This is a genomic window from uncultured Pseudokineococcus sp. (assembly GCF_947499845.1).
GTDB lineage: Bacteria > Actinomycetota > Actinomycetes > Actinomycetales > Quadrisphaeraceae > Pseudokineococcus.
Map to the genome: position 1 here is coordinate 176,658 of NZ_CANMPM010000006.1, position 21,402 is coordinate 198,059.

General features: G+C 74.3%; 21 protein-coding genes and 1 pseudogene. 11 read left to right on the forward strand and 11 right to left on the reverse strand.

Annotation, left to right across the window (positions count from 1 at the left end):
- Window positions 1–240: 240 nt before the first annotated feature.
- A complete protein-coding gene (locus Q0789_RS08270) occupies window positions 241–912 on the forward strand; it encodes an NAD(P)H-binding protein (protein ID WP_298804073.1) in 672 nt (223 codons plus the stop codon).
- A 109-nt stretch (window positions 913–1,021) separates the two neighbouring features.
- Here Q0789_RS08270 and Q0789_RS08275 read toward each other — a convergent pair whose 3' ends face one another.
- Window positions 1,022–1,918, reverse strand: coding sequence for a LysR family transcriptional regulator (locus tag Q0789_RS08275; RefSeq protein ID WP_298804075.1), 897 nt, complete (start codon window positions 1,916–1,918; stop codon window positions 1,022–1,024).
- A 107-nt stretch (window positions 1,919–2,025) separates the two neighbouring features.
- On the opposite strand from Q0789_RS08275, the gene Q0789_RS08280 reads away from it, so the two are divergent.
- The gene (locus Q0789_RS08280) at window positions 2,026–2,760 is read left to right on the forward strand and encodes an aspartate/glutamate racemase family protein (protein ID WP_298804077.1); all 735 of its coding nucleotides are present in this window, start codon (window positions 2,026–2,028) and stop codon (window positions 2,758–2,760) included.
- A gap of 336 nt (window positions 2,761–3,096) precedes the next feature.
- On the opposite strand, the pseudogene Q0789_RS08285 reads toward Q0789_RS08280, so the two are convergent.
- Window positions 3,097–5,232 (reverse strand): annotated as a pseudogene (locus Q0789_RS08285) (copper-translocating P-type ATPase); the annotation flags it as partial.
- 1,120 nt (window positions 5,233–6,352) lie between these two features.
- Between Q0789_RS08285 and Q0789_RS08290 the strand changes: the two are divergent.
- Both Q0789_RS08290 and Q0789_RS08295 read left to right on the forward strand, forming a co-directional pair.
- Window positions 6,353–7,057, forward strand: a complete 705-nt coding sequence (locus Q0789_RS08290; protein WP_171201594.1) for a DUF305 domain-containing protein — start codon at window positions 6,353–6,355, stop codon at window positions 7,055–7,057.
- 239 nt (window positions 7,058–7,296) lie between these two features.
- On the forward strand, window positions 7,297–8,031 hold the full coding sequence (locus Q0789_RS08295; RefSeq protein ID WP_363326170.1) for a F510_1955 family glycosylhydrolase: 735 nt from the start codon (window positions 7,297–7,299) through the stop codon (window positions 8,029–8,031).
- Window positions 8,032–8,282: 251 nt separating this feature from the next.
- On the opposite strand, the gene Q0789_RS08300 is transcribed toward Q0789_RS08295, so the two are convergent.
- The 4 genes from Q0789_RS08300 to Q0789_RS08315 all read right to left on the reverse strand — a co-directional run bounded on the left by Q0789_RS08300 (window position 8,283) and on the right by Q0789_RS08315 (window position 11,136).
- Complete coding sequence (locus tag Q0789_RS08300) at window positions 8,283–8,897, reverse strand: cation transporter (RefSeq protein ID WP_363326171.1); 615 nt, start codon at window positions 8,895–8,897, stop codon at window positions 8,283–8,285.
- 71 nt (window positions 8,898–8,968) lie between these two features.
- Entirely contained in the window at window positions 8,969–9,451 is a 483-nt protein-coding gene (locus tag Q0789_RS08305; RefSeq protein ID WP_171201607.1) for a metalloregulator ArsR/SmtB family transcription factor, read from the reverse strand.
- A 484-nt stretch (window positions 9,452–9,935) separates the two neighbouring features.
- Window positions 9,936–10,373, reverse strand: coding sequence for a hypothetical protein (locus tag Q0789_RS08310; protein ID WP_298804096.1), 438 nt, complete (start codon window positions 10,371–10,373; stop codon window positions 9,936–9,938).
- Window positions 10,374–10,698: 325 nt separating this feature from the next.
- Window positions 10,699–11,136: a hypothetical protein gene (locus Q0789_RS08315; RefSeq protein ID WP_298804096.1), complete on the reverse strand. Its 438-nt coding sequence runs from the start codon at window positions 11,134–11,136 to the stop codon at window positions 10,699–10,701.
- A 423-nt stretch (window positions 11,137–11,559) separates the two neighbouring features.
- Between Q0789_RS08315 and Q0789_RS08320 the strand changes: the two genes are divergently transcribed.
- From Q0789_RS08320 to Q0789_RS08330, 3 genes are read left to right on the forward strand one after another with little or no spacing between them, the layout of a single operon-like run.
- Entirely contained in the window at window positions 11,560–14,289 is a 2,730-nt protein-coding gene (locus Q0789_RS08320) for a hypothetical protein (RefSeq protein WP_298804101.1), read from the forward strand.
- Window positions 14,279–15,142, forward strand: a complete 864-nt coding sequence (locus Q0789_RS08325; protein WP_298804104.1) for an ABC transporter ATP-binding protein — start codon at window positions 14,279–14,281, stop codon at window positions 15,140–15,142. The genes Q0789_RS08320 and Q0789_RS08325 overlap by 11 nt, the downstream gene beginning before the upstream one ends.
- Complete coding sequence (locus tag Q0789_RS08330) at window positions 15,139–15,858, forward strand: ABC transporter ATP-binding protein (protein WP_298804107.1); 720 nt, start codon at window positions 15,139–15,141, stop codon at window positions 15,856–15,858. The genes Q0789_RS08325 and Q0789_RS08330 overlap by 4 nt, the downstream gene beginning before the upstream one ends.
- Window positions 15,859–16,010: 152 nt before the next feature.
- On the opposite strand, the gene Q0789_RS08335 is transcribed toward Q0789_RS08330, so the two are convergent.
- Entirely contained in the window at window positions 16,011–16,322 is a 312-nt protein-coding gene (locus tag Q0789_RS08335; RefSeq protein WP_298804109.1) for a hypothetical protein, read from the reverse strand.
- Between the two features lie 127 nt (window positions 16,323–16,449).
- On the opposite strand from Q0789_RS08335, the gene Q0789_RS08340 reads away from it, so the two are divergent.
- Window positions 16,450–17,112, forward strand: coding sequence for a DUF6226 family protein (locus Q0789_RS08340; protein WP_298804112.1), 663 nt, complete (start codon window positions 16,450–16,452; stop codon window positions 17,110–17,112).
- A 131-nt stretch (window positions 17,113–17,243) separates the two neighbouring features.
- On the opposite strand, the gene Q0789_RS08345 is transcribed toward Q0789_RS08340, so the two are convergent.
- From Q0789_RS08345 to Q0789_RS08355, 3 genes are all read right to left on the reverse strand, one after another.
- Window positions 17,244–17,705, reverse strand: coding sequence for a hypothetical protein (locus tag Q0789_RS08345; protein WP_298804114.1), 462 nt, complete (start codon window positions 17,703–17,705; stop codon window positions 17,244–17,246).
- Window positions 17,706–17,999: 294 nt separating this feature from the next.
- Window positions 18,000–18,272 (reverse strand): hypothetical protein, encoded by a 273-nt coding sequence (locus Q0789_RS08350; RefSeq protein ID WP_298804116.1) that lies wholly within the window; start codon window positions 18,270–18,272, stop codon window positions 18,000–18,002.
- A 5-nt stretch (window positions 18,273–18,277) separates the two neighbouring features.
- On the reverse strand, window positions 18,278–18,508 hold the full coding sequence (locus tag Q0789_RS08355) for a hypothetical protein (RefSeq protein ID WP_298804118.1): 231 nt from the start codon (window positions 18,506–18,508) through the stop codon (window positions 18,278–18,280).
- Between the two features lie 122 nt (window positions 18,509–18,630).
- On the opposite strand from Q0789_RS08355, the gene Q0789_RS08360 reads away from it, so the two are divergent.
- From Q0789_RS08360 to Q0789_RS08370, 3 genes are all read left to right on the forward strand, one after another.
- Window positions 18,631–19,266, forward strand: coding sequence for a recombinase family protein (locus Q0789_RS08360; protein ID WP_298804120.1), 636 nt, complete (start codon window positions 18,631–18,633; stop codon window positions 19,264–19,266).
- 153 nt (window positions 19,267–19,419) lie between these two features.
- Window positions 19,420–20,265, forward strand: coding sequence for an alpha/beta hydrolase (locus tag Q0789_RS08365; RefSeq protein ID WP_298804122.1), 846 nt, complete (start codon window positions 19,420–19,422; stop codon window positions 20,263–20,265).
- A gap of 259 nt (window positions 20,266–20,524) precedes the next feature.
- The gene (locus Q0789_RS08370; RefSeq protein ID WP_298804124.1) at window positions 20,525–20,806 is read left to right on the forward strand and encodes an antibiotic biosynthesis monooxygenase; all 282 of its coding nucleotides are present in this window, start codon (window positions 20,525–20,527) and stop codon (window positions 20,804–20,806) included.
- A gap of 127 nt (window positions 20,807–20,933) precedes the next feature.
- Here the strand turns inward: Q0789_RS08370 and Q0789_RS08375 are convergent, their stop codons facing one another.
- A complete protein-coding gene (locus Q0789_RS08375; protein ID WP_298804125.1) occupies window positions 20,934–21,242 on the reverse strand; it encodes a hypothetical protein in 309 nt (102 codons plus the stop codon).
- Window positions 21,243–21,402 lie beyond the last annotated feature (160 nt).

The following is a 21,402-nucleotide window of genomic DNA, read 5'->3' on the forward strand; positions in this document are numbered from 1 at the left end:
TGGAGCCTTCCGCGGCGCCCGACGGCGTCGTGCGGCGGCTCCGGGAGCAGTGGACCCCACGCCCGCCGCGAGGGCAAGGGGGCGCGCCCGGGCGGCGCGCCCGGGCGGCGGACCCGGGCGGCGACCCGGGCGGAACACCCGGCGGCGTCGGGGTGCTGGGGCGGTGGTGGCCGCCCTAGGGCGGCCGAGGTCCACGGCGGCGTCGAGCGCCGCCCCACGCACACCAGCAGGAGGTACCCCGTGAAGGTCGTCATCGTCGGAGCGCACGGCGGCGTCGCCCGCCAGCTGACCCCCCGCCTGGTCGCCGGCGGTCACGAGGTCATGGGCGTCGTGCGAAACCCCGACCACGTCGCCGACCTCGAGCAGGACGGCGCGTCCCCCGTCGTCCTCGACATCGAGACCGCGACGTCCGCGGACCTCGCCGAGCACGTGCGCGGCGCGGACGCCGTCGTCTTCTCCGCCGGCGCCGGCGGCAAGGGCGGGGCCCAGCGCAAGATCGACGTGGACCGGGACGGCGCCCTCAAGCTCGCCGACGCCGCGTCGGTCGCGGGCGTGCGCCGCTACCTGCTCGTCTCGGCCATGGGCCTGCAGGCCGTCGTGGACGGCGCGACGCCCGACGGCGTCGAGCCCGGCTTCGTCGACTACCTGCGGGCCAAGCTCGCGGCGGAGGACGCGCTGCGCTCGCGCCCCGAGCTGGACCTCACGGTGCTGCGCCCGGGGCACCTGCTCGACGACGAGGCCACCGGCCGCGTCACGCTCTCGCGCAGCACCCTCGAGGTCGGCGGGGTGCCGCGCGCCGACGTCGCCGCCGTGCTGGCGGCGCTGCTGGCCGCGCCCGGGACGGCGGGGGAGACCCTCGAGCTCGTCTCCGGCGACGTGCCCGTCGAGGAGGCCGTGGCAGCCCTCGCCTGAGCGGTGGTCGTCTGCGGGCCCGGCACCTCACGAGGTGCCGGGCCCGCGGTGCGTCCGGGGCCGCGCGGCCGGTCCCCGGCGCGACGAGAGGTGCGACGAGGGAGCTGGCTCAGGCGCCGTCGCCGTCCACCGACCGCGCCACCCGCTCCAGCTCGGCGACGAGGGCGCGCACCGCGGGGACGCGCCGCGCCTCGGGGCGCAGGAGCACCTCGACCACGCGGTCGTCGACCCCCTCGAGCGGCCCGGTGCTCACCCCCGGGAGAGCCGCTGCGCGCAGCGCCCACACCGGCAGGAGGGCCACCCCCAGCCCCGCGGCGACGAGGCGCTGGACGGCGACGTGGTCGTCCGTCGCGAGCCGCACGTCCGGGGTGAAGCCCGCGGCCGCGGCCGCCCGGACGAGGTGCGCGCGGCACCGGGGGCACCCCGCGACCCAGCGCTCGTCGGCGAGGTCGCCGAGGCGGATCGGCCGCGGCGCGCCGGCGCGGACGACGGCGTGGACGGCGTGGCTGCTGAGGGGGCGGCGCACGAGGTCGCCGGGCACCGGCTCGGGGTCCCCGACGTGGCGGAAGACCAGGGCGACGTCGGCCCGGCCCGCCCGCACGGCGTCCTCGGCCTCGGGCGGCTCGAGCTCGGCGAGGCGGACGTCGAGGTCCGGCGCCGTCACGGCCAGCGCCGCCAGGGCCTCGGGGAGGACTAGCGCGGTGGCCGTCGGGAAGGCGGCGACCGCCACCTCGCCGCGCAGCAGGCCCGAGAGGGCCGCGAGGTCCTCCTGCGCCGCGCGGAGCACGCCCGCGAGGTCGGCGCCGCGGCGCGCCAGCAGGGCGCCCGCCTCGGTGAGGGTCGTGCCGCGGCCCTGCCGGACGACGAGCGCGGTCCCCGCCTCGGCCTCCAGCCGGGCCACCTGCTGGCTCACGGCCTGCTGCGTCGTCCCCAGCCTCCGGGCGGCGGCTGCCAGCGACCCCTCGTCGCCGACCGTCCGCAGGAGCAGCAGCCGGCGGGGGTCCACGACGCCATCGTGCCCTCGGCGCGCCGTCGCACCCAAGCAGCGCTTGGGGGAGGCCCCGGCTCTGCGCCCGTAGCGCGTGGCTCGCGCGGCGGGGGAGCGTGGCCGCCATGACCACGATCGGTGTCCTGGGCGGCATGAGCTGGGAGTCCAGCGCCCTCTACTACCGCCTGGCCAACGAGATGGTGCGCGAGCGCCGCGGCGGCCTGGCCAGCGCCGACCTGCTCCTGCGCAGCGTCGACTTCTCCGCCGTCCGCGAGATGCAGCTCGAGGACCGCTGGGACGACGCCGAGGCCCTCCTGCGCCGCGAGGGCCTGGCGCTGCAGCAGGCGGGTGCCGGCCTCGTCCTGCTGGCGACGAACTACATGCACAAGGCGGCGGGTCCGCTGGAAGAGGCCCTCGACGTCCCCTTCCTCCACCTGGCGGACGTCGTCGCGTCCGCCGCCCACCGCGAGGGGGCACGGGTCGTCGGCCTGCTGGGCGCGGGCGCGACCATGCGGGAGAGCTTCTACGCCGAGCGCCTGGCGCTCTCGGGCCTCGAGGTCGTGGTCCCCGACGCGCAGGGGATCGAGCGCGTCGACCGGGCGGTCTTCGACGAGCTCTGCCGCGGCGTGCTCTCCGACGCCACCCGGGCGGACCTGCGGGCCGTCGTCGCCGGGCTGGTCGAGCGCGGGGCGCAGGCCGTCGCCCTGTCGTGCACCGAGCTCGAGCTGCTGCTCACCCCGGACGACGCCGCCGTGCCGCTGCTGCCCTCGGCGCGCCTGCACGTCGAGGCCGCGCTCGCGGCGACGGCGGCGGGCGAGGTGGAGCCCCCGTCCGGCCAGCCGACCGCCGCCTCCGTGTGAGGCGACTCGGCGCCGTCCGAGACCAGCGTGCGTCGAGAGATGTCGTCGGGTGACCTGCGTCGGCAACGTCACCAGCGCGGCGAAGGCCAGTCCTCGGGAGGCGTCGCCGTAGGAGGCCCCTTCTCCGGGATGTCGATCCGGACAGGTCTGCTGGGACGGCGGCGGCGGATCCGCGTGCCCTCGTCGCGGCGAGCACCTCCATGGCCAGTAGGGGGTCGACAACTGGGACGCGACTTGTGTGTCCCGACTCAGTTGTCGTCTGCTCGTGCAGCACGCCTGATCCTTGGGGTGGCGACCCGGGCTGTTGGGGTGTTTGACGACGGAGGCAGGTTCTGGTTAGGCGCGGGTGGTGCGCAGTCGCAGTGCGTTGGTGATGACGCTGACCGAGGACAGGGCCATCGCGGCGGCGGCGATGACGGGGGACAGCAGCAGCCCGGTCGCGGGGTACAGGACGCCGGCGGCGATCGGGATGCCGGCGCCGTTGTAGACGAACGCGAAGACCAGGTTCTGACGGATGTTGCCCATGGTCGCCCGCGACAGCCGGCGGGCGCGGACCAGTGCGGTCAGGTCGGCCTGCAGCAGGGTGATGCCGGCGCTCTCCAGGGCGACGTCGGTGCCGGTGCCCACCGCCACGCCGACGTCGGCCGCGGCCAGGGCGGGGGCGTCGTTGACGCCGTCACCGACCATCGCCACCACGTGCCCCTGCTCGCGGAGCTCGCGGACGACCTCGTGCTTGCGCTCGGGAGTGACCTCGGCCTCGAAGCGGTCGATGCCGACCTGACCGGCGACCGCGGCGGCGGTGGCCTCGGCGTCGCCGGTGAGCATCACGACCTCGACGCCCTCGGCGCGCAGCACTGACAGTGCCTCGGCGGTGGTCTGGCGGACCGGGTCGGCGATGGCCAGCACAGCGGCGGGCGTGCCGTCGACGGCGACCAGGACGGCGGTGGCGCCGCCGGCACGCACCCCCTCGGCGAGCTCCTGGACAGGGGTCGGGTCGACGTCGTGCTCTCGCAGGTGCCTGGCGCTGCCGACCAGGACGCGGTGGCCCTCGACGAGCCCGGACACCCCACGGCCCGCCGGGGCGGTGAAGTCCTCGACCGCCGGTAGCGATCGCCCAGCACCGACGCCGCCGACGCCACCACCGGAACCGGCGTCGGCGGCGGTCACGACGGCGTGAGCCAGGGGGTGCTCGGAGGAGCGCTCGAGCGCCGCGGCCAAGACCAGCACCTGGGTGGGGTCGGCGTCGCCGTGCACCTGGACGCCGGTCAGCTGAGGGCGGCCCTGGGTGAGGGTGCCGGTCTTGTCGACGACGACGGTGTCCACCCGCTGCAGCTGCTGCATCGCCTGGGCGTCCTTGACCAGCACCCCGGCGCCGGCGGCGCGGCCGACGCCGACCATCACCGACATCGGCGTCGCCAGCCCCAACGCGCAGGGGCAGGCGATGATCAGCACGCTGACCGCCGCGACCAGGGCGTGCGCCAGGGCCGGGTCAGGGCCGACCAGCGCCCACACCACGAGGGCGGCCACGGCCACGGCGATGACGACGGGCACGAACACCGCGGCGACCTTGTCGACGGTCGCCTGGATCGGGGCGCGGGAGCGCTGCGCCGCCGAGACGAGGTCGACCACCCGGGCCAGGACGGTGTCCCCGCCGACGGCGCCGGCGCGCACCAGCAGCCCCCCACCGGCGGCCAACGTCCCTCCGATCACGGCGTCACCCTCGGACTTGGTCACCGGCATCGACTCCCCGGTGACCATCGACTCGTCCACGCTCGCGCGGCCCTGGACGACGGTCCCGTCGACCGGGACCTTCTCGCCCGGGCGCACCCGCACGAGGTCGCCCACGGCGACGTCGGCGAGGTCGACGTCGTGCTCGGACCCGTCGGCCTCGACCCGCCGTGCGGTCGGCGGCGTCAGGTCCAGCAGGGCACGCACCGCCCCGGAGGTCTGCTCCCGGGCGCGCAGCTCGAGGACCTGCCCGAGCAGCACCAGGGCGGTGATGACCGCGGCCGGTTCGAAGTAGACGTCGACCGTCCCGCCCGGACCGCGGAAGGCCGCCGGGAAGATCCCCGGCGTCAGGACCGCCACCACGCTGAAGGCCAACGCCACCCCGGTCCCGAGGGCGACGAGGGTGAACATGTTCAGGTTCCGGCTGCGGACCGAGGCCCACCCGCGCACGAAGAACGGCCACCCGGCCCACAGGACCACCGGGGTCGCCAGTGCCAGCTGCATCCACACCGACACCGCCGGCGGCACGAGGTCGTGCACCGCCGGGACCAGGTGCGAGCCCATCTCCAGGACCACCACCGGCACCGTCAGGGCCACCGCGACCCATAACCGCCGGGTCATGTCCGCCAGCTCCGGGCTCGGCCCGTCGTCGGCGCTCACCGTCACCGGCTCCAGTGCCATCCCGCAGATCGGGCACGAACCGGGCCCCTGCTGGCGCACCTCGGGATGCATCGGGCAGGTGTGCTGCACCGCGGCGCCGGTACCAGGTGACGCGCCGCGGTGGCGGCGACCGTGCGCCTGTCCCGGGCCAGGAACCAGCTGGGTGGATGACATGCCCACCACAATACCCCTGGGGGGTATGCTTGTTCCCGGCTCCTCGGTCGTCGGGCGTGCGCCTGCGCCGCGTCGTCGAAGGGCCATCGAGGGGCTTGGGGCGGATGCGGCTGGTCCGCGACGACACCGCCGTCCTCGTCGATGACCTGCGCCAGCACCTGAGGAGCGGACCGACGCACGCGCAGCCCTGGCCCGGTGGTTACCGGGGCAGGGCCCTGCCGCAGGCTGGCGGCTGGTGTGGTGCCATCGTGCTGGTCCACGGGCGCCGGCGCCGGCGCCGGCAGCCCGGGAACCCGAGACCAGGAGGAGACGGCGGTGAAGCGCGGTAGTGCCCCGGCCCTCACCACGAGGGGCGCGTGGGCCACGTGGGGCCTGCTCCTGCTGGTGCTGAGCGGTCTCCTGGCCATGCACGGCCTGTCGGCCACGCACGGTCTGAGCGCTGCGGCGGCACCCTCGAGCGGTGCTTCGTCTTCTCTCGCGGCACCCCGTGCCGCGCACAGCCCTGCGGAGCACCCGGCAGGTCAGCCAGCCCAGGGCCATCCGCCGTTCGCCGCCCGCGCAGACGACGCGGCCGCCGCCGCGGCCGACCGTCGACCTGGTCTCTCGGACCCGAGCTTGCCGGGCGCCCTCACCGAGGTGCCGGGTGCCCATGTCGTCCCTGTCGACCCGACCTCCGCGCAGGTCCTGTCTGCGGAGGAAGACCACGGGGGCGACCACCTGATGGCGGTCGGGTGCCTGCTGGCCCTGGTCGGGGCCGGCGTGGGTCTGGGCGCCCTCGCAGCGGCGCGTCTGCTGCGCACGCCGTGGTCGACCGCCGCGGCGCGGTGGCTGGCCCAGAGCCACACCCTTCCCGGAGGCACAGGCGCCCGCGGTGTGCCGTGGCGGCGCCCGCGGATCTCCTTGTGCGTGGTGCGGGTGTAGGAGCCGGCGCGGTCCCGACCAGGGACCACGAGCTGCCGCATCCCTTCCCCCGCCCGTTCCACCCGCTTCGCCGTGGCATCCCACCCGGAGCGGCTACAGGAGACCCCTCATGAAGAAGACCCACCGACTGGCCGTTGCCGTCGCCGCTTCAGCCGCCCTGTCCCTGGGGCTGGCCGCCTGCAGCACCGACGGCTCCACCGTCACGGCAGGCCCCAGCAACACCCCCAGCCCCAGCACCCCCGGCCCCAGCACCCCGAGCAGTCCCGGCTCGAGCAGTCCTGGCAGCACGGGCACGGCGACGGTCGCCGCAGAGCACAACGACGCCGACGTCGCCTTCGCCCAGCAGATGATCGTCCACCACCGCGGCGCACTGGCGATGGCGCAGATGGCTGACAGGCGGGCGCAGAGCCCGCAGGTCCAGGCCCTGGCCGAGCGCATCACCGCGGCGCAGGGCCCGGAGATCGACGCCATGAGCTCGTGGCTGCGCACCTGGGGGCAGGAGGTCCCCGACGGCATGTCCATAGACGGCATGTCCATGGACGGCATGGGAGGCATGGGGGGCATGAGCCACGGCCCCGAGATGACCGGGATGATGTCCTCGGAGCAGATGGACGAGCTCGAGGGCATGTCAGGTGCAGGGTTCGACCAGATGTGGCTGACCGGCATGGTCGCCCACCACGAAGGCGCGGTGGAGATGTCGCGCACCGAGCAGGACCAGGGAGCCAACCCGCAGGCGCTTGCCCTGGCCGAGGTCATCGCAGCCGACCAGACCGCCGAGATCGACGAGATGAACCAGCTGCTGGAGCAGCTGTGAGCGTCTCGGCGGCCCGGGGCGCTCGACGGGGCGGGAGCGCGGTCGGCGGGGTGGTGCTGGTGGCCGTCCTGGTGGCCGGGTGCAGCGCGGACGACCCGCAGGGCGAGGCCTTGCCCGACGCCCCGGGCGCCGGTGCTGGTGCCTCGGCTGGTGCAGGTGCAGGTGCAGGTGCAGGTGTTGGCAGTGGAGGCGAGGTGCAGGGCCAGGAGACCGCGGCAGCGCCGCTGCCCAGCGATCACGTGCATGGCGTGGGCATCAACCCCGCCGACGGCGTGGTCCAGCTGGCCACCCACGACGGGCTGTTCTCCTACCAGGACGGCACGCCCGTCCGGGTCGGCCCGGTCATCGACCTGATGGGGTTCACCGTCGCCGGGCCGGACCACTTCTACGCCTCCGGCCACCCCGGCCCGGGTGTCGACCTGCCACAACCCGTCGGCCTGATCGAGTCCACCGACGGGGGACGGTCGTGGTCGGCCCTCTCCCGGCAGGGCCAGTCCGACTTCCACGCCCTCAGCGCGCTGCAGGGCGCCGTGATCGGCTTCGACGGGCAGCTGCGGATGAGCGCCGACGCCCGGACCTGGACCACGACCCAGGCGCCGGTGCAGCCCTTCGCGCTGGCGTCCTCACCGCAGGGGACGACGGTGCTGGCGACCAGCCAGGACGGTCCGGCGCTCTCGCGCGACGCCGGCGCCTCGTGGTCGGTGCTGGAGCAGGCACCCCTGCTGCAGGTCGCGGCGATGGCTGACGCCACCACGATCGTGGGCATCACCCCCGACGGCACGGTCGCCGTGAGCCAGGACACCGGCGCCACCTGGGCCACACCCGGCGCCGTTCCCGGCCCGCCCCAGGCCGTGGCCGCCTCCCGCCAGGACGGTGGAGCGCTGCAGGTGATGGCCGTGACATCAGCAGCTGTGCTGTCCTCCGCCGACGGGGGAGTCAGCTTCGCCCCCCTCCAGGGGACCGACGACTCCTGACCCCGTCCGCCAGGCGGGGGTCAGCCTCAGCGGCCCAGTGGTACGGGGCCGCGCTGGTGCACGGTCCGCCGGGACTACCCCGGTCGTCTCGGTGACCGGCAGCTGCACCGTCCTTCATGACCCATGGGCGGTGCAGCCTGCCGGACCACCCGGGGGGGCCGGGTGACTGGTGCAGCGTCAGCGGTGGGCGTCGCGGCAGGCAGGTGCTCTGTCAGGGCAGTGGGCCTCAGGTCTACGGCGCGATGCTCAGGTCAGTCGTCGTCCTCGTCGCGGTCTTCGACGAGCTCGCCTTCCCACGCTTCCCGGCCTTCGTGGATGGCGAAGGCGGCGATGACGAACCCGGCGACAGGGTCCAGCCACGCGGCGCCGGTCCAGGCGTAGAGGGCCAGCCCGGCCAGGGTCGAGATGGACAGCAGCACGCAGATCTTGGTCTCTGCGGCGTCGGCGAGGACGAGCTGGTCACCACCGAGCTGCTGGCCGACCCGGCGCTTGGCACGGGCCAGCAGCGGCATGATCACCACGGAGGCCAGCAGCAGCGCGATCCCGACCCGGGAGGTGTCTGGTGCCTCTCCACCGAGCAGGCCGCGGATGCCTTCGACGGTGACGTAGGTCGCCAGGACGAAGAAGGTCAGGGCAACCAGTCGCAGCGCCCGGCGTTCCTTGGCCTCGTCGGTGGCGCCGTTGCGCAGCCGGGCGGCCAGGCGCAGACCCACCAGCACTGATGCCACGGACTCGATGCCGGAGTCGAGGCCGAAGCCGACCAGGGACACCAGGCCGGCCATCAGGCCGGCGGTGATCGCGATCGCGCCCTCGGCGACGTTGTAGACGACGGTGAACTGCGCCAGGCGCAGCCCGCGTCGGGTCAGCCGCTCGACCTGGACCTCGTCCGCTCCGGCGGGCGGGGTGACCGGTCCTCCCGCAGCGGGAGTGTGCTCGCTCACCGCGCGCCCCTGACCGTGCCGGAGGTCGTCGCCTCGGCCGGCGGGCCCGGGGCCGGAAGGCTCGAGGCAGGGGTGTCAGTGGTGCTGCCGCCGGCGTCGGCGGTGCTGTCGGCGCCGTAGGTCGGGCACAGGGTCACCGCGTCACCGGTGGCAGCCAGCACCCGCTCCGCGGCCACCAGCAGCTCGAGCAGCTCGGGGCCGACGGCCAGGGAGAACAGCGAGGCGCGCCCCTGCGGGCGGGAGGTGACCAGGCCGCAGTCCCGCAGGCAGGCCAGGTGACCGGAGACCGTCGCCTGCGCGAGCCCCAGATGGGCCATCAGGTCCACCACCCGGCGCTCACCCAGGGCCAGGTGCCGCAGGATCGACAGCCGCGACGGGTCCGCCAGGGACCGGAACAGGCACGCCGCCGCCAACAGCGCCGTGCCCTCCTCGGATCCTCGAGCCGTCTGGCGCGCGACCACGCCGGGACCAGCCGTCATCGTCATAGGCCGATGTTAGCGGGATGGTGCGGGGTCTCTCTCGGGGCGACGCCCTCTCGCGCCGCGCAGCGACTGCGTGTCCACCGACGAGGACGAGGCCGTGGAAGAGACGATGAGAACGTGCGGTGGGTTCGCCACGTCGGCTTCGGCCTGCGCGCCCTCCGGCCTCGAGCGGGTCCTCGCCGTCTGCGCCGTCGACAACACCGCCTCGACGACGACGACGATCGAACGGTGCGGCGGGCAAATCGCGGCAGTCCGTCCGGCCCCGCTCACGGTTCCGCCCAGCGGTACTGCACCGCTTCGTTAGTTGAGCGAAGAGTCATGCGGGCATCCCAGTTGAGGATCGTGAGTGGCACGGCCGCGAGGGGGCGGCGGTGGCGCACCCGAGCGGCCGTCCGGACGCCGGAAGGGGGCCAGTGCTGGCATGTAAGGGCTGAGCCGGGTGGCCGCTGCTCTCGCCACCCTCTCTGGGTCGTTGACCCGGCTACGAAGCTCCGGCACCGACTTGGCTTCGCACCCACGCCTCTTGCGTGGCCAGCACGGCCCATTCGATGCGTGCGTCCCCGGAGCGGATGGAGAGGACGACGCAGTCGGGGGAGACGCCGAACCACTCCCGTGCTCGCGGTCGACGCTCTCCCTCCACGGCCTCGACGGGCAGCAGCACCGGAGGTACGCCCGGTCTGGTGCCGCGGACACCACCGGGCAGGCCTTGGCGGAAGTGGATGACCGCGTCCTCGAGGTCAGCCGACCCGTGGCGCCACTTCCCGTTCAGCCCGTCCACCTCGCCGGACAGGACTCTCAGGCCGCACTCGAGTCGTCCTCGAGCGGCGAGCCTGCGGGATCTCCGCCTCTGGATTACGGCGGTGACGAGACCTCCCAGCAGCATCCCGACCAGGGCGCCGAAGACCACGATCCAGGGCACGTCCACGTCGTCTCCTCACCGGTCGGTCCAGAGGGGTACCGACGTCGTCCCAAGTCTCGTGCAGCGGGCGAAGCGCGCGTGCGATGCGAAAGGCTGACCGCCCGCACGAGTGATCATGTCCGACCCTCTGCACACGGGGGCGACAGCGGGCCGGTGCTCACCGGGCGAAGCGACCGGATGAGGATCGTGAGTGGCACGGCCGCGAGGGGGCGGCGGTGGCGCACCCGAGCGGCCGTCCGGACGCCGGAAGGGGGCCAGTGCTGGCATGTAAGGGCTGAGCCGGGTGGCCGCTGCTCTCGCCACCCTCTCTGGGTCGTTGACCCGGCTACGAAGCTCCGGCACCGACTTGGCTTCGCACCCACGCCTCTTGCGTGGCCAGCACGGCCCATTCGATGCGTGCGTCCCCGGAGCGGATGGAGAGGACGACGCAGTCGGGGGAGACGCCGAACCACTCCCGTGCTCGCGGTCGACGCTCTCCCTCCACGGCCTCGACGGGCAGCAGCACCGGAGGTACGCCCGGTCTGGTGCCGCGGACACCACCGGGCAGGCCTTGGCGGAAGTGGATGACCGCGTCCTCGAGGTCAGCCGACCCGTGGCGCCACTTCCCGTTCAGCCCGTCCACCTCGCCGGACAGGACTCTCAGGCCGCACTCGAGTCGTCCTCGAGCGGCGAGCCTGCGGGATCTCCGCCTCTGGATTACGGCGGTGACGAGACCTCCCAGCAGCATCCCGACCAGGGCGCCGAAGACCACGATCCAGGGCACGTCCACGTCGTCTCCTCACCGGTCGGTCCAGAGGGGTACCGACGTCGTCCCAAGTCTCGTGCAGCGGGCGAAGCGCGCGTGCGATGCGAAAGGCTGACCGCCCGCACGAGTGATCATGTCCGACCCTCTGCACACGGGGGCGACAGCGGGCCGGTGCTCACCGGGCGAAGCGACCGGATGAGGATCGGCTACGGGACGACCGCGGGTGTCGGCTCATCTGTCTCTGTCGCTGGTGGTCGCGGGACTCGATGTGGCCACGGTGTCGGGTGTGATGCTGGTCAACGCGGTCCTGGTGCTGTGGGGTGGTGGTGGGCTTCGTGCCTGACGGGGGAGGGGCGTACGGCCGCCGGCTTCGCTGCGTTGTCCTCGAGCTGCCGTGGGGGTCCTGTGCTGCAGCCGCGTGATGCCAGGTCAGGTTCGCGGGTGCTGCGGCGTGCTCGTCAGGCGTTGCTGCCGTTCCCGGGGCAGGCGTTGGGCCTGTTGCTGCTGGTGGCGGTGCTCGCGGCGGCGGGGGTCTCAGCGCCGTTGATGGTCGCTTCGAGCGGTCAGGGCGTGTGGGAGCAGCGGGAGGCCCGTGGCCTGGAGGCGCTGGGTCTGACGTTGGTCTCGGGGACGGGGTCCCCGCAGGGCGGCTCGCCGGTGGAGCGCCTGGGGCTGGTGCCGGAGCTGGACGAGGCGGTCCGGGCCTCGGGGCGGCAGGTGGGCCTGGACGAGCCGGTGCTGACGACCCTTCTGGCCGGTGAGGCCGTCGCGCAGGGGCCCGACGGTGCGTCGCCGGTGCAGCTGGTCAGCCGGCCGGGGTACGCCGAGGCGGTGGAGCTGGTCGCCGGTGAGGTCACCGGCACCGGTGTGCTGGTGCCGGTGGCCTTCGCCGAGCGGACCGGGGCGGGGCCGGGGGACACGGTCAGCGTGGTGGCTCCCGGGGACGAGCTGCTGGGGACGGCGACCTCACCGGCCGTCGAGGTCGAGGTCACGGGGGTGTACGCCGACATCACGGCGCCGGCGCCGCAGTTCTGGCAGGGCATCGGTGACCTGGTCGTCCCGCGGGAGAACCCCGCGACGGGCGCGGTCGTGGTGCCCCCGCCGGTGCTGCTGGCCTCGTTGGACACGGCCCTGGAGGTCGAGCGGGGCATCGCCTCGGACGTATTCCTGCTCTGGTTCTTCCCTACCCCGGCGGGTCTGCTGGTTACGCAGGCCCGGGACTTGTCACAGGCGGGGGAGTCGCTGCAGGCGCGGCTGGTCGCCCCGGGGCAGCCGGTCGCGGACCTCGTCGACGACGCCGGGTTCACCGCGCCGCAGGCGCGCACGGCGCTGCCGGTGGTGCTGGAGGACGTCGACGCCACGGTGAGGCTGCTGTCACCGCCGGTGCGGGCGGTCGGCGTCGGTGGGGTGCTGGCGGCGTTGGCGCTGGTCGGGGCGTGGGCCGGGGCGCGGGCGCGGCGGCGGGAGGGGGAGCTGCGGGCGTTGATCGCCCGGGGCCTGTCCCCGGCACGTGGCGGCGCCGAGGCCGCCCTCGAGGCGGCCCTCCCGGTGCTGGGCGGGGTCGTGGCCGGAGGGCTGGCCGGGTGGGGCGCGGTCGCCGCGCTGGGCCCGGCGGCGCAGCTGCCGCGGCAGGTGCTGCCCGCCGTGGCCGGGGTCCTGGTCGCCGTGGGTGTCGTCGCGGTCGCCGTGGTGGCGGTCGTGACCGCCGCCGCGGTGGCCCGTCTGGGCCGGGTCGGGCAGGGGCCCGCGGCGCAGCTGGCCGGGCGGATCCCGTGGCTGCCGGTACTGGCCGCGGTGACGGTCGTGGTCGCCGCCCCGCTGGTCACCGGGGGTGGGCGGGCGCCGGCGGGCGGGGTGTCGGTGCTGGTGCTGGTGGTGCCGCTGCTGGCGGTGCTCGTGGTCGCCGGCGCCGTCGTCGCGCTGCTGCAGCGGCTGGCGCCGCGGGTCGCCGGGCGGGTGCGCCGGCTCCCGCCGGCGGGCTTCTTGGCGCTGCGGCGGGTGATGACCGGCCCCGGCGCGACGCGCCTGGTCGTGGTCACGACCGCGCTGGCGCTGGGGCTGGTGACCTACGCCGGGGCGCTGGCGGACTCCACCGCCCGCACCATCGCGGTCAAGGCGTCGGTGGCCACCGGCAGCGACGTCGTCGTCGACCTGCCCCGCGGCCGCGAGATCCCTCGAGACCTGGAGGCGGCCACCGGCGGCCGGCTGACCGCGGCGACGGTCGTGGGCCTGGACAACCGGGTCAGCGTGCTCCCCGACGCCGGTGAGGCCGACGTCCTGGTCGTCGACCCCGAAGAGCTACCGCGGGTGGTCCGCTGGAACGAGGCCCTGTCCCGGGAGCCGCTGGGTGAGCTGATGGCCGCCCTGCAGGACGGCCCCGACGGCAGCGGCGGGCGGGTGCCGGTGATCGCTGCCGGGGCCCTGCCCGTGGGCCCGGTGCAGGCGGTCGACGAGCAGGTCACCCTCGACCTGGGCGGGTACCAGGTCCCCGCCCAGGTCGTCGCCCGCACCTCGGCGTTCCCCGGGCAGTCCTCCCTGCGGCCGCTGCTGGTCGCCCCGTGGGGCGCGTACTCCGCGGCCGTGGCGGCCGCCGACCGTGACCCCGACGCCGTGATCACCCGGCAGGTGTGGTCCCGCGGGCAGGCCCCGGAGGTCCTGGCCGCTCTGAGCGCCGCCGGGATCGGACCCGACCGGCGGGACACCGGGGTGCGCACCGCCGCGGAGTTCTCCCAGCGCCCCGAGCTCGCCGCGCAGACCTGGTCGCTGGGCTACCTGCGGGCCGTCGCCCTGGCCGCCGGGCTGCTGGGCCTGCTGGGGCTGGTGCTGCACGCCGCCGCGCAGGCCCGCCAGCGCACCGTCGCGGGCCTGCTGCTGGCCCGGATGGGCCTGAGCGGGCGGGCGACCGCCACCTCGGCGGCCCTGGAGACCGGGCTGCTGGCCGCCGTCGCCGCCCTCGTCGCGGTCGCGGTCACCCTGCCCGCCGCCGCGCTGGTCCTGGGGCTGCTGGACCCCGTGCCCGACCTGCCACCGGACCCGCTGGTGGCCCTGCCGTGGGGCACCGTCGCCGTGGTCGCCGCCGGGGTCCTCGCCGTCGCCGCCACCGCCGGGGTCCTGGCCGCCCGCACCGCCGCGACCGCCCACCCCGGGCAGGTGATGCGCGATGCCGACTAACACCCCCACCACCACCACCTCGGGCGCGGGCCCCGCCGCGGCGTGCCGGGGCGTGGTGCGGATCTACTCCTCACCCACCGGGGAGGTCCACGCCCTCAAGGGCGTCGACGTCACCGTCCCGCCCGGGCGGATGACCGCCATCACCGGGCCGTCGGGGTCGGGCAAGTCCTCCCTGCTGCGGATCCTCGCCGCCCAGGACACCCCCACCGCCGGGCACGCCGAGGTCGCCGGCCACGCCTTGACCGGGCTGTCCGCCCGCGGGCTGCGGGCCCTGCGCCGCCGGCACATCGGCTACGTCTTCGCCCGCCCCACCGACAACCTGCTGCGCCACCTGACGGCTACCGAGCACCTGGCCATGGCCGCCCGGCTGCGGCACGTCCCCCGGCCGGTCGCCCGCGAGCAGGGCGAGCAGCTCCTGGAGCTGCTCGGCATCACCACCCGCGCCCACCACCTGCCCGGGCAGATGTCCGGCGGGGAGCAGCAGCGCCTGGCCTTCGCCCAAGCCGTCATCGGCTCCCCGGCCCTGGTGATCGCCGACGAACCCACCGGCGAGCTCGACACCGCCACCACCGGCGACCTGCTCGCCGCCGTCGGTGAGCTCACCCGCGCCGGCACCACCGTGCTGATGGCCACCCACGACCCCCTCGCCGCCGACGCCGCCGACCAGGTCCTGCACCTGCGCTCGGGCACCGTCGCCCACGAGGTCCGTGACGGCCGGCGCCTGGCCGTCATCGACACCGACGGGCGCCTGCAGCTGCCCGACGACGCCCTGGCCGCCCTCGCCGCGACCGGCACCACCCGCGTCGTCGTCGAGACCACCCCCGACGGCGTCCACGTCAGGAGAGCCACATGACCGGCCGCCACGCCGCACCCACCCCCGCACCACCCCGACCCGTCGACACCGGCGGGGCCGTCCTGGGCTGCCAGGACCTGCACAAGACCTACCGCCGCGGCCGCGAGCACGTCCACGCCCTGCGCGGGGTCACCCTGACCGTCCACCCCGGCGAGGTCGTCGCCCTCGTCGGACGCTCCGGCTCGGGCAAGACCACCCTGCTCAACTGCCTCCTCGGCTGGGAGACCCCCGACACCGGCACCACCACCCTCACCGACCAGACCAACGACACAGGCACCCGGTGGGAGCAGGTCGCCGTCGTCCCCCAACGCTTCGGGCTGCTCGAGGAGATCACCCTGCTCGACAACGTCGCCCTACCCGCACGCCTGGCCGGCCACCCCGACCCCACCACCGCCGCCACCGAGATGCTCACCGCCCTCGGCCTGGGCGACCTGACCGACCGCGCCCCCTCCGAGGTCTCCCTCGGCCAAGCCCAACGCACCGCCCTCGCCCGCGCCCTCGTCGTCCGACCCGCCTACCTCGTCGCCGACGAACCCACCGGCCGCCTCGACGACGAGACCACCACCCACGTCCTCGGCGTCCTGCGCGACCTCTGCGCCACCACCGGCACCGGCGCACTCATCGCCTCCCACGACACCACCACCATCACCCACGCAGACCGCGTCCTACACATGAACGACGGACGCCTCGAGGAGACACGCGCAGACGCTCGTTGAGCTCTCAGGCACACGTGTGCCAGATGACGATGGACAGCGGGACGCTGTCCGGCCAGCTATCGGCTGCGGGACGGGTCGAGAGGCCGCGCTGCTCGGCGTGGCCCCGCGGCGGCCTGGCTCTACGCCGACGAGGGCCATGGAAGACGAGCTCGTCAGTGTGAGCGCCCCGAAGTGGGCACGGGCCAGAGGTCAAGGACGACCCGTCGCGCGGGGAGCTGAGCCTGCAGGCGGCTGTGCAGACGTTCCCCTTCCTCGGCGTACCAGGCGCCCGCGCCTTGGCTGTCCCAGCCGCGGTCCCAGTGGAAGTGCTCGTCGAAGAAGCGCTGCCAGTCGAGCATCTGGGTCACCAGGCTGGGGGAGAGGCCGAGTGGCGACGGATCAGCGAGGCACCCCTCGGACGTCCACACCGGGCTCGGCGCGCTGTAGTCGCTCATCAGGCGGATCACGTCGTCGTCGAGGGCCACGTCCTCAGGTTGCACCTAAATGGTGTCCGGCCAGCGATCGACAGCGGGACGCTGTCCGGCCAGCGATCGTCAGTGGAGCAGTCTTCGGCCTCGCCGCCTCCGGCGCGGGGCGCATAGCGTCCCGGCCGTGAACGCCGACGAGCTGCTGCACGCGGTCAGTGACGCCTTCACCGCAGCCGGCGGCGACCACCTGGGTTGGGCCGATCCCCACCCTGATCGCCAGGTCGACGACGACGAGTACTCGCGCGTCAGCGACCCCGGCAAGTACCGCATCGTGACGGTACGCACTGCCGCCTGGGTGACCGCACTGACCGAGACGGGTCTGGCGACCGCCGAACCGATCCCAGCTCCGCGGGCGCCGTGGCGGGCGCCACCCTCCTCCCTGGCCGACCAAGCTCACGCGACCTGGCTGCACCCCGTCCGCACCGGTGCGGTGCCACTGCTGCTGTGCCTGAACAAGGTCGGTACCCCTGAGCACGACTACCTGTTGGTCGGCGCCGGTGACCCCGCGGTCGAGGTCGACCTGGTCCCGGACTGCGGCTGCGACGCCTGCGACTCGGGATCCGCTGGCCTGCTGGAAGAACTCGACCAGCACGTGCTGGACGTCGTCGCTGGCGACCTGGTGCACATCACCCTGCCGAGCGGCACCGTCTGCGGCCGCGGCAACGGGTGGTCAGCCCAGTGGCCTCAAGGCTCGGCGCGTAGCCGCGAGGACGTCGAGGTCCTGCTGGAGGAAGCGCGTGCTGGCAACTCTCCGTACATGGTGGTGCGCGGGCCAGCATGGTGGTGACTGCACGGCCGCACCTTCACGAGCGGCCGCAGCGGGTACGAGGCGGCACCGGTGAGGGATCCTCTGCGGGCGCGGGTACTTGCCGGAGAGGCGATGCAGCCCCGCGGCGGGTTGGGGTGCGTCGAGCCGCGTCAGCCGAGCGTGAAGGTGCCGAGCACCCACGCGCGGTCATGGGTGCCGCAGCTGCCGGCAGGTACCACCTGACCCATCTCCTGCAGGCCGCCGCTGGCTGTGATGGCCTCACCGACCAGTACCCGCTGACCGCCGGCCAGCCGGACGCCGCTGCCCTCGTCGAGAGGCTTGCTGCCACGGGGCCAGGCGACCACCACGCTGGAGACCTCGTCGGTCGTGCGCACACCCAGGCACCCGTCCACGACATCCACGACGCCGACGACCTCGCCCTCGAGGCCCGAGCGCGTCACGGGGCCGGTCGCCAGTACCCGGACGTCGTCAGGTCCCTGCAGGACCTGGGGGCGGGCGGCGAAGCCGACGACGTGCCGGGGCAGGACGCCGACGGCGACCAGGACCACGAGCACCAGCACCAAGACGACCAGGGCAGCTCCGCCCCGCAGTGCGACGTCACGTCGGCTCACTCGGCCACCCTTCCCCGTCGGCCCCCCGGCGCCACCGCACCTTCCACGCAGGCGCCGGTCGGATGCCGTCAGTGTCGACGGCGGCGACGTCAGGCGGAGGCACTTCTCAACATCACCCCGACGTGAGCGCCGCTCATCAGCTCCGCGGCTTCCGTCGAGGTGACGGGTTGGGGATCCTGAGTGGAACGGCGACGTGTGGTGGCTGGGGACGTCGCCGAGAGCGCGTGGTCGCATGGCCGGCGTCGTCGCCGGCGAACGACGAAGATCGGTCGCGAAGAGGAGCGGGCGATGGGGTCAGGCGTCCTGCGTGCTGCCGTAGCGCTGGCGTGCTGCTTCGCCGGAGGTGCCGAGCAGGGCGCCGATCGAGGACCAGGAGTACCCGTGGGCGCGTGCTCCGGCGACGGCGTCGGTGATCGAGCGCTCGGCTCGGGAGCGGGACAGGACCGCTTCCCTTAGGGCCAGGTAGCTCTGCGGGTCGCGCTCGTCGTGCTCGGAGGGTTCGTAGTCCTCGAAGCGCTGGGCGAGCTCGTCGGCGTGGGCGAGGATGTCGTGGACGGTGCGCGGCATGGTCATCACCTCAGGAACTTCGCTCGGGCCTTCATGGCATGGACGATGACGGGGGCCAGTGCGCCCTCGACCACGCCGACCTCGTAGACGATCGCGGCGCGGTTAGCGCCGATGACCATCGTGAAGCCGTCGTCTAGCTCGAAGACGCGCAGCGGGTGGGCGTAGGCGTGAAGCATGTCCTCGTCGCTGACCCCGTGCTTGCGGGCGCTGTCGGCGATGACCGGCTCGACGCCCATGGCAGCAAGTTAACTTGTGTCGAGCGGTGCCGTCGAGTCACCGTCGTCGGTGGCGGCCATCGCGCCGCTGCCGGCTCCGGTGCGAGGAGGCCCCGGGGCGGTCATCCCCTTGGAGTATCGCCATGACCGCACTGCTCGTGGGCTACGCCCGCGTGTCCACCGACGGCCAGGACCTCACCGCCCAGCGCGACGGGCTGCAGGCCCTCGGCGTGCCCGAGGCGCGGGTCTACGTCGACCACGGCCTGACCGGCACCAACCGCGACCGTCCCGGCCTGCGAGAAGCCATGGCCGCCTGCCGCGAGGGCGACACCCTCGTGGTCACCAAGCTCGACCGCCTCGCCCGGTCTCTACCGGATGCCCGCAGCATCCTCGAGGAGCTGACCGCCCGGCAGGTCCGCCTGAGCCTGGGCGGGTCGGTGCACGACCCGCTGGACCCGGTCGGGCGGCTGCTGTTCAACGTGCTGGCGATGGTCGCCGAGTTTGAGGCCGACCTGATCCGCATGCGCACCCGGGAGGGCATGCGCGTCGCCAGGGCAAAGGGTCGCCTCCATGGCCGGCAGCCGAAGCTCACCGCGAAGCAGGAGGCCCACCTGGCGGTGCTGGTCGGCACGGGGGAGTACACGACCCTGGAGGTCGCCGAGCTCTTCGGCGTCGGACGCTCCACCGTGTACCGAGCCGTCCACCGCGCCGGGGCCCGCGCCGGCGCCTCCGTCCGGTCGGACAAGGCGACCCCGACCGGCGGGGTGACGTCCAGGTGAGCTCGCGCGGCCGTCCCGCACCCGACACCCATGCGGGACGGCCGCAGCGCCGCCATCCCTCGAGCCGCCAAGAGGTCCTCGCCGTCCCAGCAGGCGGTCGTCATGTGGCTACGTCTCTTGCACGTGCCTCTCGACACCTGGGAGCCTCACGTGGTGACCGAGGCGCCGATTCCTCCCGCTCAGCACGGTGCTGTCGCGCGGTCCGGGACGAGGGTGCACTTCTGGCTCAGCGGCCCGGCCCGGGGGCCGCTGGTGGTGCTCAGCCACGGCGCGACGATGGACGCGCGGATGTTCGACCTGCAGGTCCCGGCGCTGACCGCGGCCGGGTACCGCGCTCTGGTGTGGGACTCCCGCGGCCATGGGGCCTCGCGCCCGCTCGGGACGTCACCGATCACCGTCGCCGACATGGCCGACGACCTGCTCGCCGTGCTCGACCACCTCGGCGAGCCGGGCCCGGTCCACCACGTCGGTCAGTCGCTCGGCACCTACGTCGGCCAGCGGATCCTCCTGGACCACCCCGGACGGGTCGCCTCCTTGGCCGTCATCGGCGGCACCAGCCTGACCCTGCCGCTGCCGGCGTGGCAGCGCTGGAGCCTGGCGGCCTCCCGCACGGCCTTCCGGGTCTGGCCCGAGCGGCACCTGCGCCGGCTGATGGCGAGGTCGACGGCCGTCGACCCGGCGGCGCAGCGCTACGCCCTGAAGGCCGGGGACCAGATGTCGTGGAAGGACTTCCTCGCCGTCTGGGACGCCGTCACCCGGGCACTCGAGCCCCGCGCCGACTACCGGATCGAGCACCCGCTGCTGCTCCTGGTCGGGGAGCGTGACCGCACCGGCACGGTGGCCCGCGAGGCGCCGCGCTGGGCCGCCCGGGAGCCCCGCTGCCGCTACGAGCTCGTCCCGGGAGCCGGCCACAACGCCAACCAGGACCAGCCCGGGATCGTCAACCGGCTACTGCTCGAGTTCCTCACCGAGCAAGACGGTGACCCGACGACCACGTAGCGGCCCGCCCGGCGTCCTGGTCCTCGTGCTGCGGAGCAGGGAAGCCTCCTGTCGTGTGAGCGATCGCCGCGCTCGAATCAGCGTCCCGGTCGTCGATCCCCAGTGACACAAGATCACGACCGCGAGCCCGGACCGCGCCTGGAGTCGCGAGGTGCTCCAGTAGGCGGTCGGCTTGCGGGACTTGTGGGCCCCGCCACGCGGCGCCAGCCGTCGCCTGCCGGGAGCCGTCCGCGGGGCGGTCCTGGTGGTGAGATGAGGAATGACTTATGCCGTCGTCTCCGTGCACTCACCGCGACCGGAGCACCGCCCGGCCGTCCTCGACTCCATGCAGCGCTACAGCCGTCGTGCGAGGGAGCAAGAAGGCCTCGTCTGGACGGGAGTCGTCGACGACGAGAGCGGCCGGTTCGTCGGCGTGGCCGTCTGGGAGTCGGCCGAGGCGGCGCGAGCGGCGGCGCCTGCGCTGATGGCAGAGGTGGGTGACGACCCCTTCACCACTTGGGACCAGCAGCCCATCGACGGATTGCGCGGGCCTGTCCGGTGAGCGGGGACAGCACTCCGGGGCGCCGACTCATGACGAGGGCGCGAGCGGACTCGGCGTGCCGTCCAGCGATGGGCTGCGAGACGGCCGGGGGAGGGACGCGGGCAGCGTGCTCGAGCGGCCGCTTGGCTCACTCGAAGAAGTTGAGCCCGTCAGGGTGGGGGAACTCGTTGAAGGACGTCTTGTCGCTCAGCGGGGCGAGCTCCAGCTCGCTGAGTCGGTCCTCGTCGAAGAAGAGCAGCAACAGGGCGCCGGTGGCGCTGGCCTGGAGGACTACTCGGTCGTCCATCAGCTCAGGTGTCGAGCCGTCGGCGTCCGTCAGCCCGATGGACGGGCACGTCCCGCACCCGCAGGGGCGGCCCGCGCGGGTGTGGGGTACCTGGGTCAGCCAACGTGAGCGGTCGGCGTCCGAGACGGCGATGTCGTCGTCCATGGTCACGCCGCGTTCGATCATCGCGAGGTCAAGCCCGCTGGGGTGGTGTACCTGGTGGTGCGCGTGATGCTCCGTGGGTTGGTCAGGCTGTGAGGGCCTGCAGGGGGTCGGTGCTCACCTCCTGACCGTTGCTGGTGGGCGTGGTGGTGGCGCCGCCGGGTAGGGC

Coding starts and splice junctions, on each gene's coding strand:
- Q0789_RS08280 (WP_298804077.1), top strand. CDS start 2,026: ATGACCACGATCGGTGTCCTGGGCGGCATGAGCTGGGAGTCCAGCGCC.
- Q0789_RS08290 (WP_171201594.1), top strand. CDS start 6,353: ATGAAGAAGACCCACCGACTGGCCGTTGCCGTCGCCGCTTCAGCCGCC.
- Q0789_RS08305 (WP_171201607.1), bottom strand. CDS start 9,451: ATGACGGCTGGTCCCGGCGTGGTCGCGCGCCAGACGGCTCGAGGATCC.
- Q0789_RS08325 (WP_298804104.1), top strand. CDS start 14,279: ATGCCGACTAACACCCCCACCACCACCACCTCGGGCGCGGGCCCCGCC.
- Q0789_RS08330 (WP_298804107.1), top strand. CDS start 15,139: ATGACCGGCCGCCACGCCGCACCCACCCCCGCACCACCCCGACCCGTC.
- Q0789_RS08350 (WP_298804116.1), bottom strand. CDS start 18,272: ATGCCGCGCACCGTCCACGACATCCTCGCCCACGCCGACGAGCTCGCC.
- Q0789_RS08355 (WP_298804118.1), bottom strand. CDS start 18,508: ATGGGCGTCGAGCCGGTCATCGCCGACAGCGCCCGCAAGCACGGGGTC.
- Q0789_RS08360 (WP_298804120.1), top strand. CDS start 18,631: ATGACCGCACTGCTCGTGGGCTACGCCCGCGTGTCCACCGACGGCCAG.
- Q0789_RS08370 (WP_298804124.1), top strand. CDS start 20,525: ATGACTTATGCCGTCGTCTCCGTGCACTCACCGCGACCGGAGCACCGC.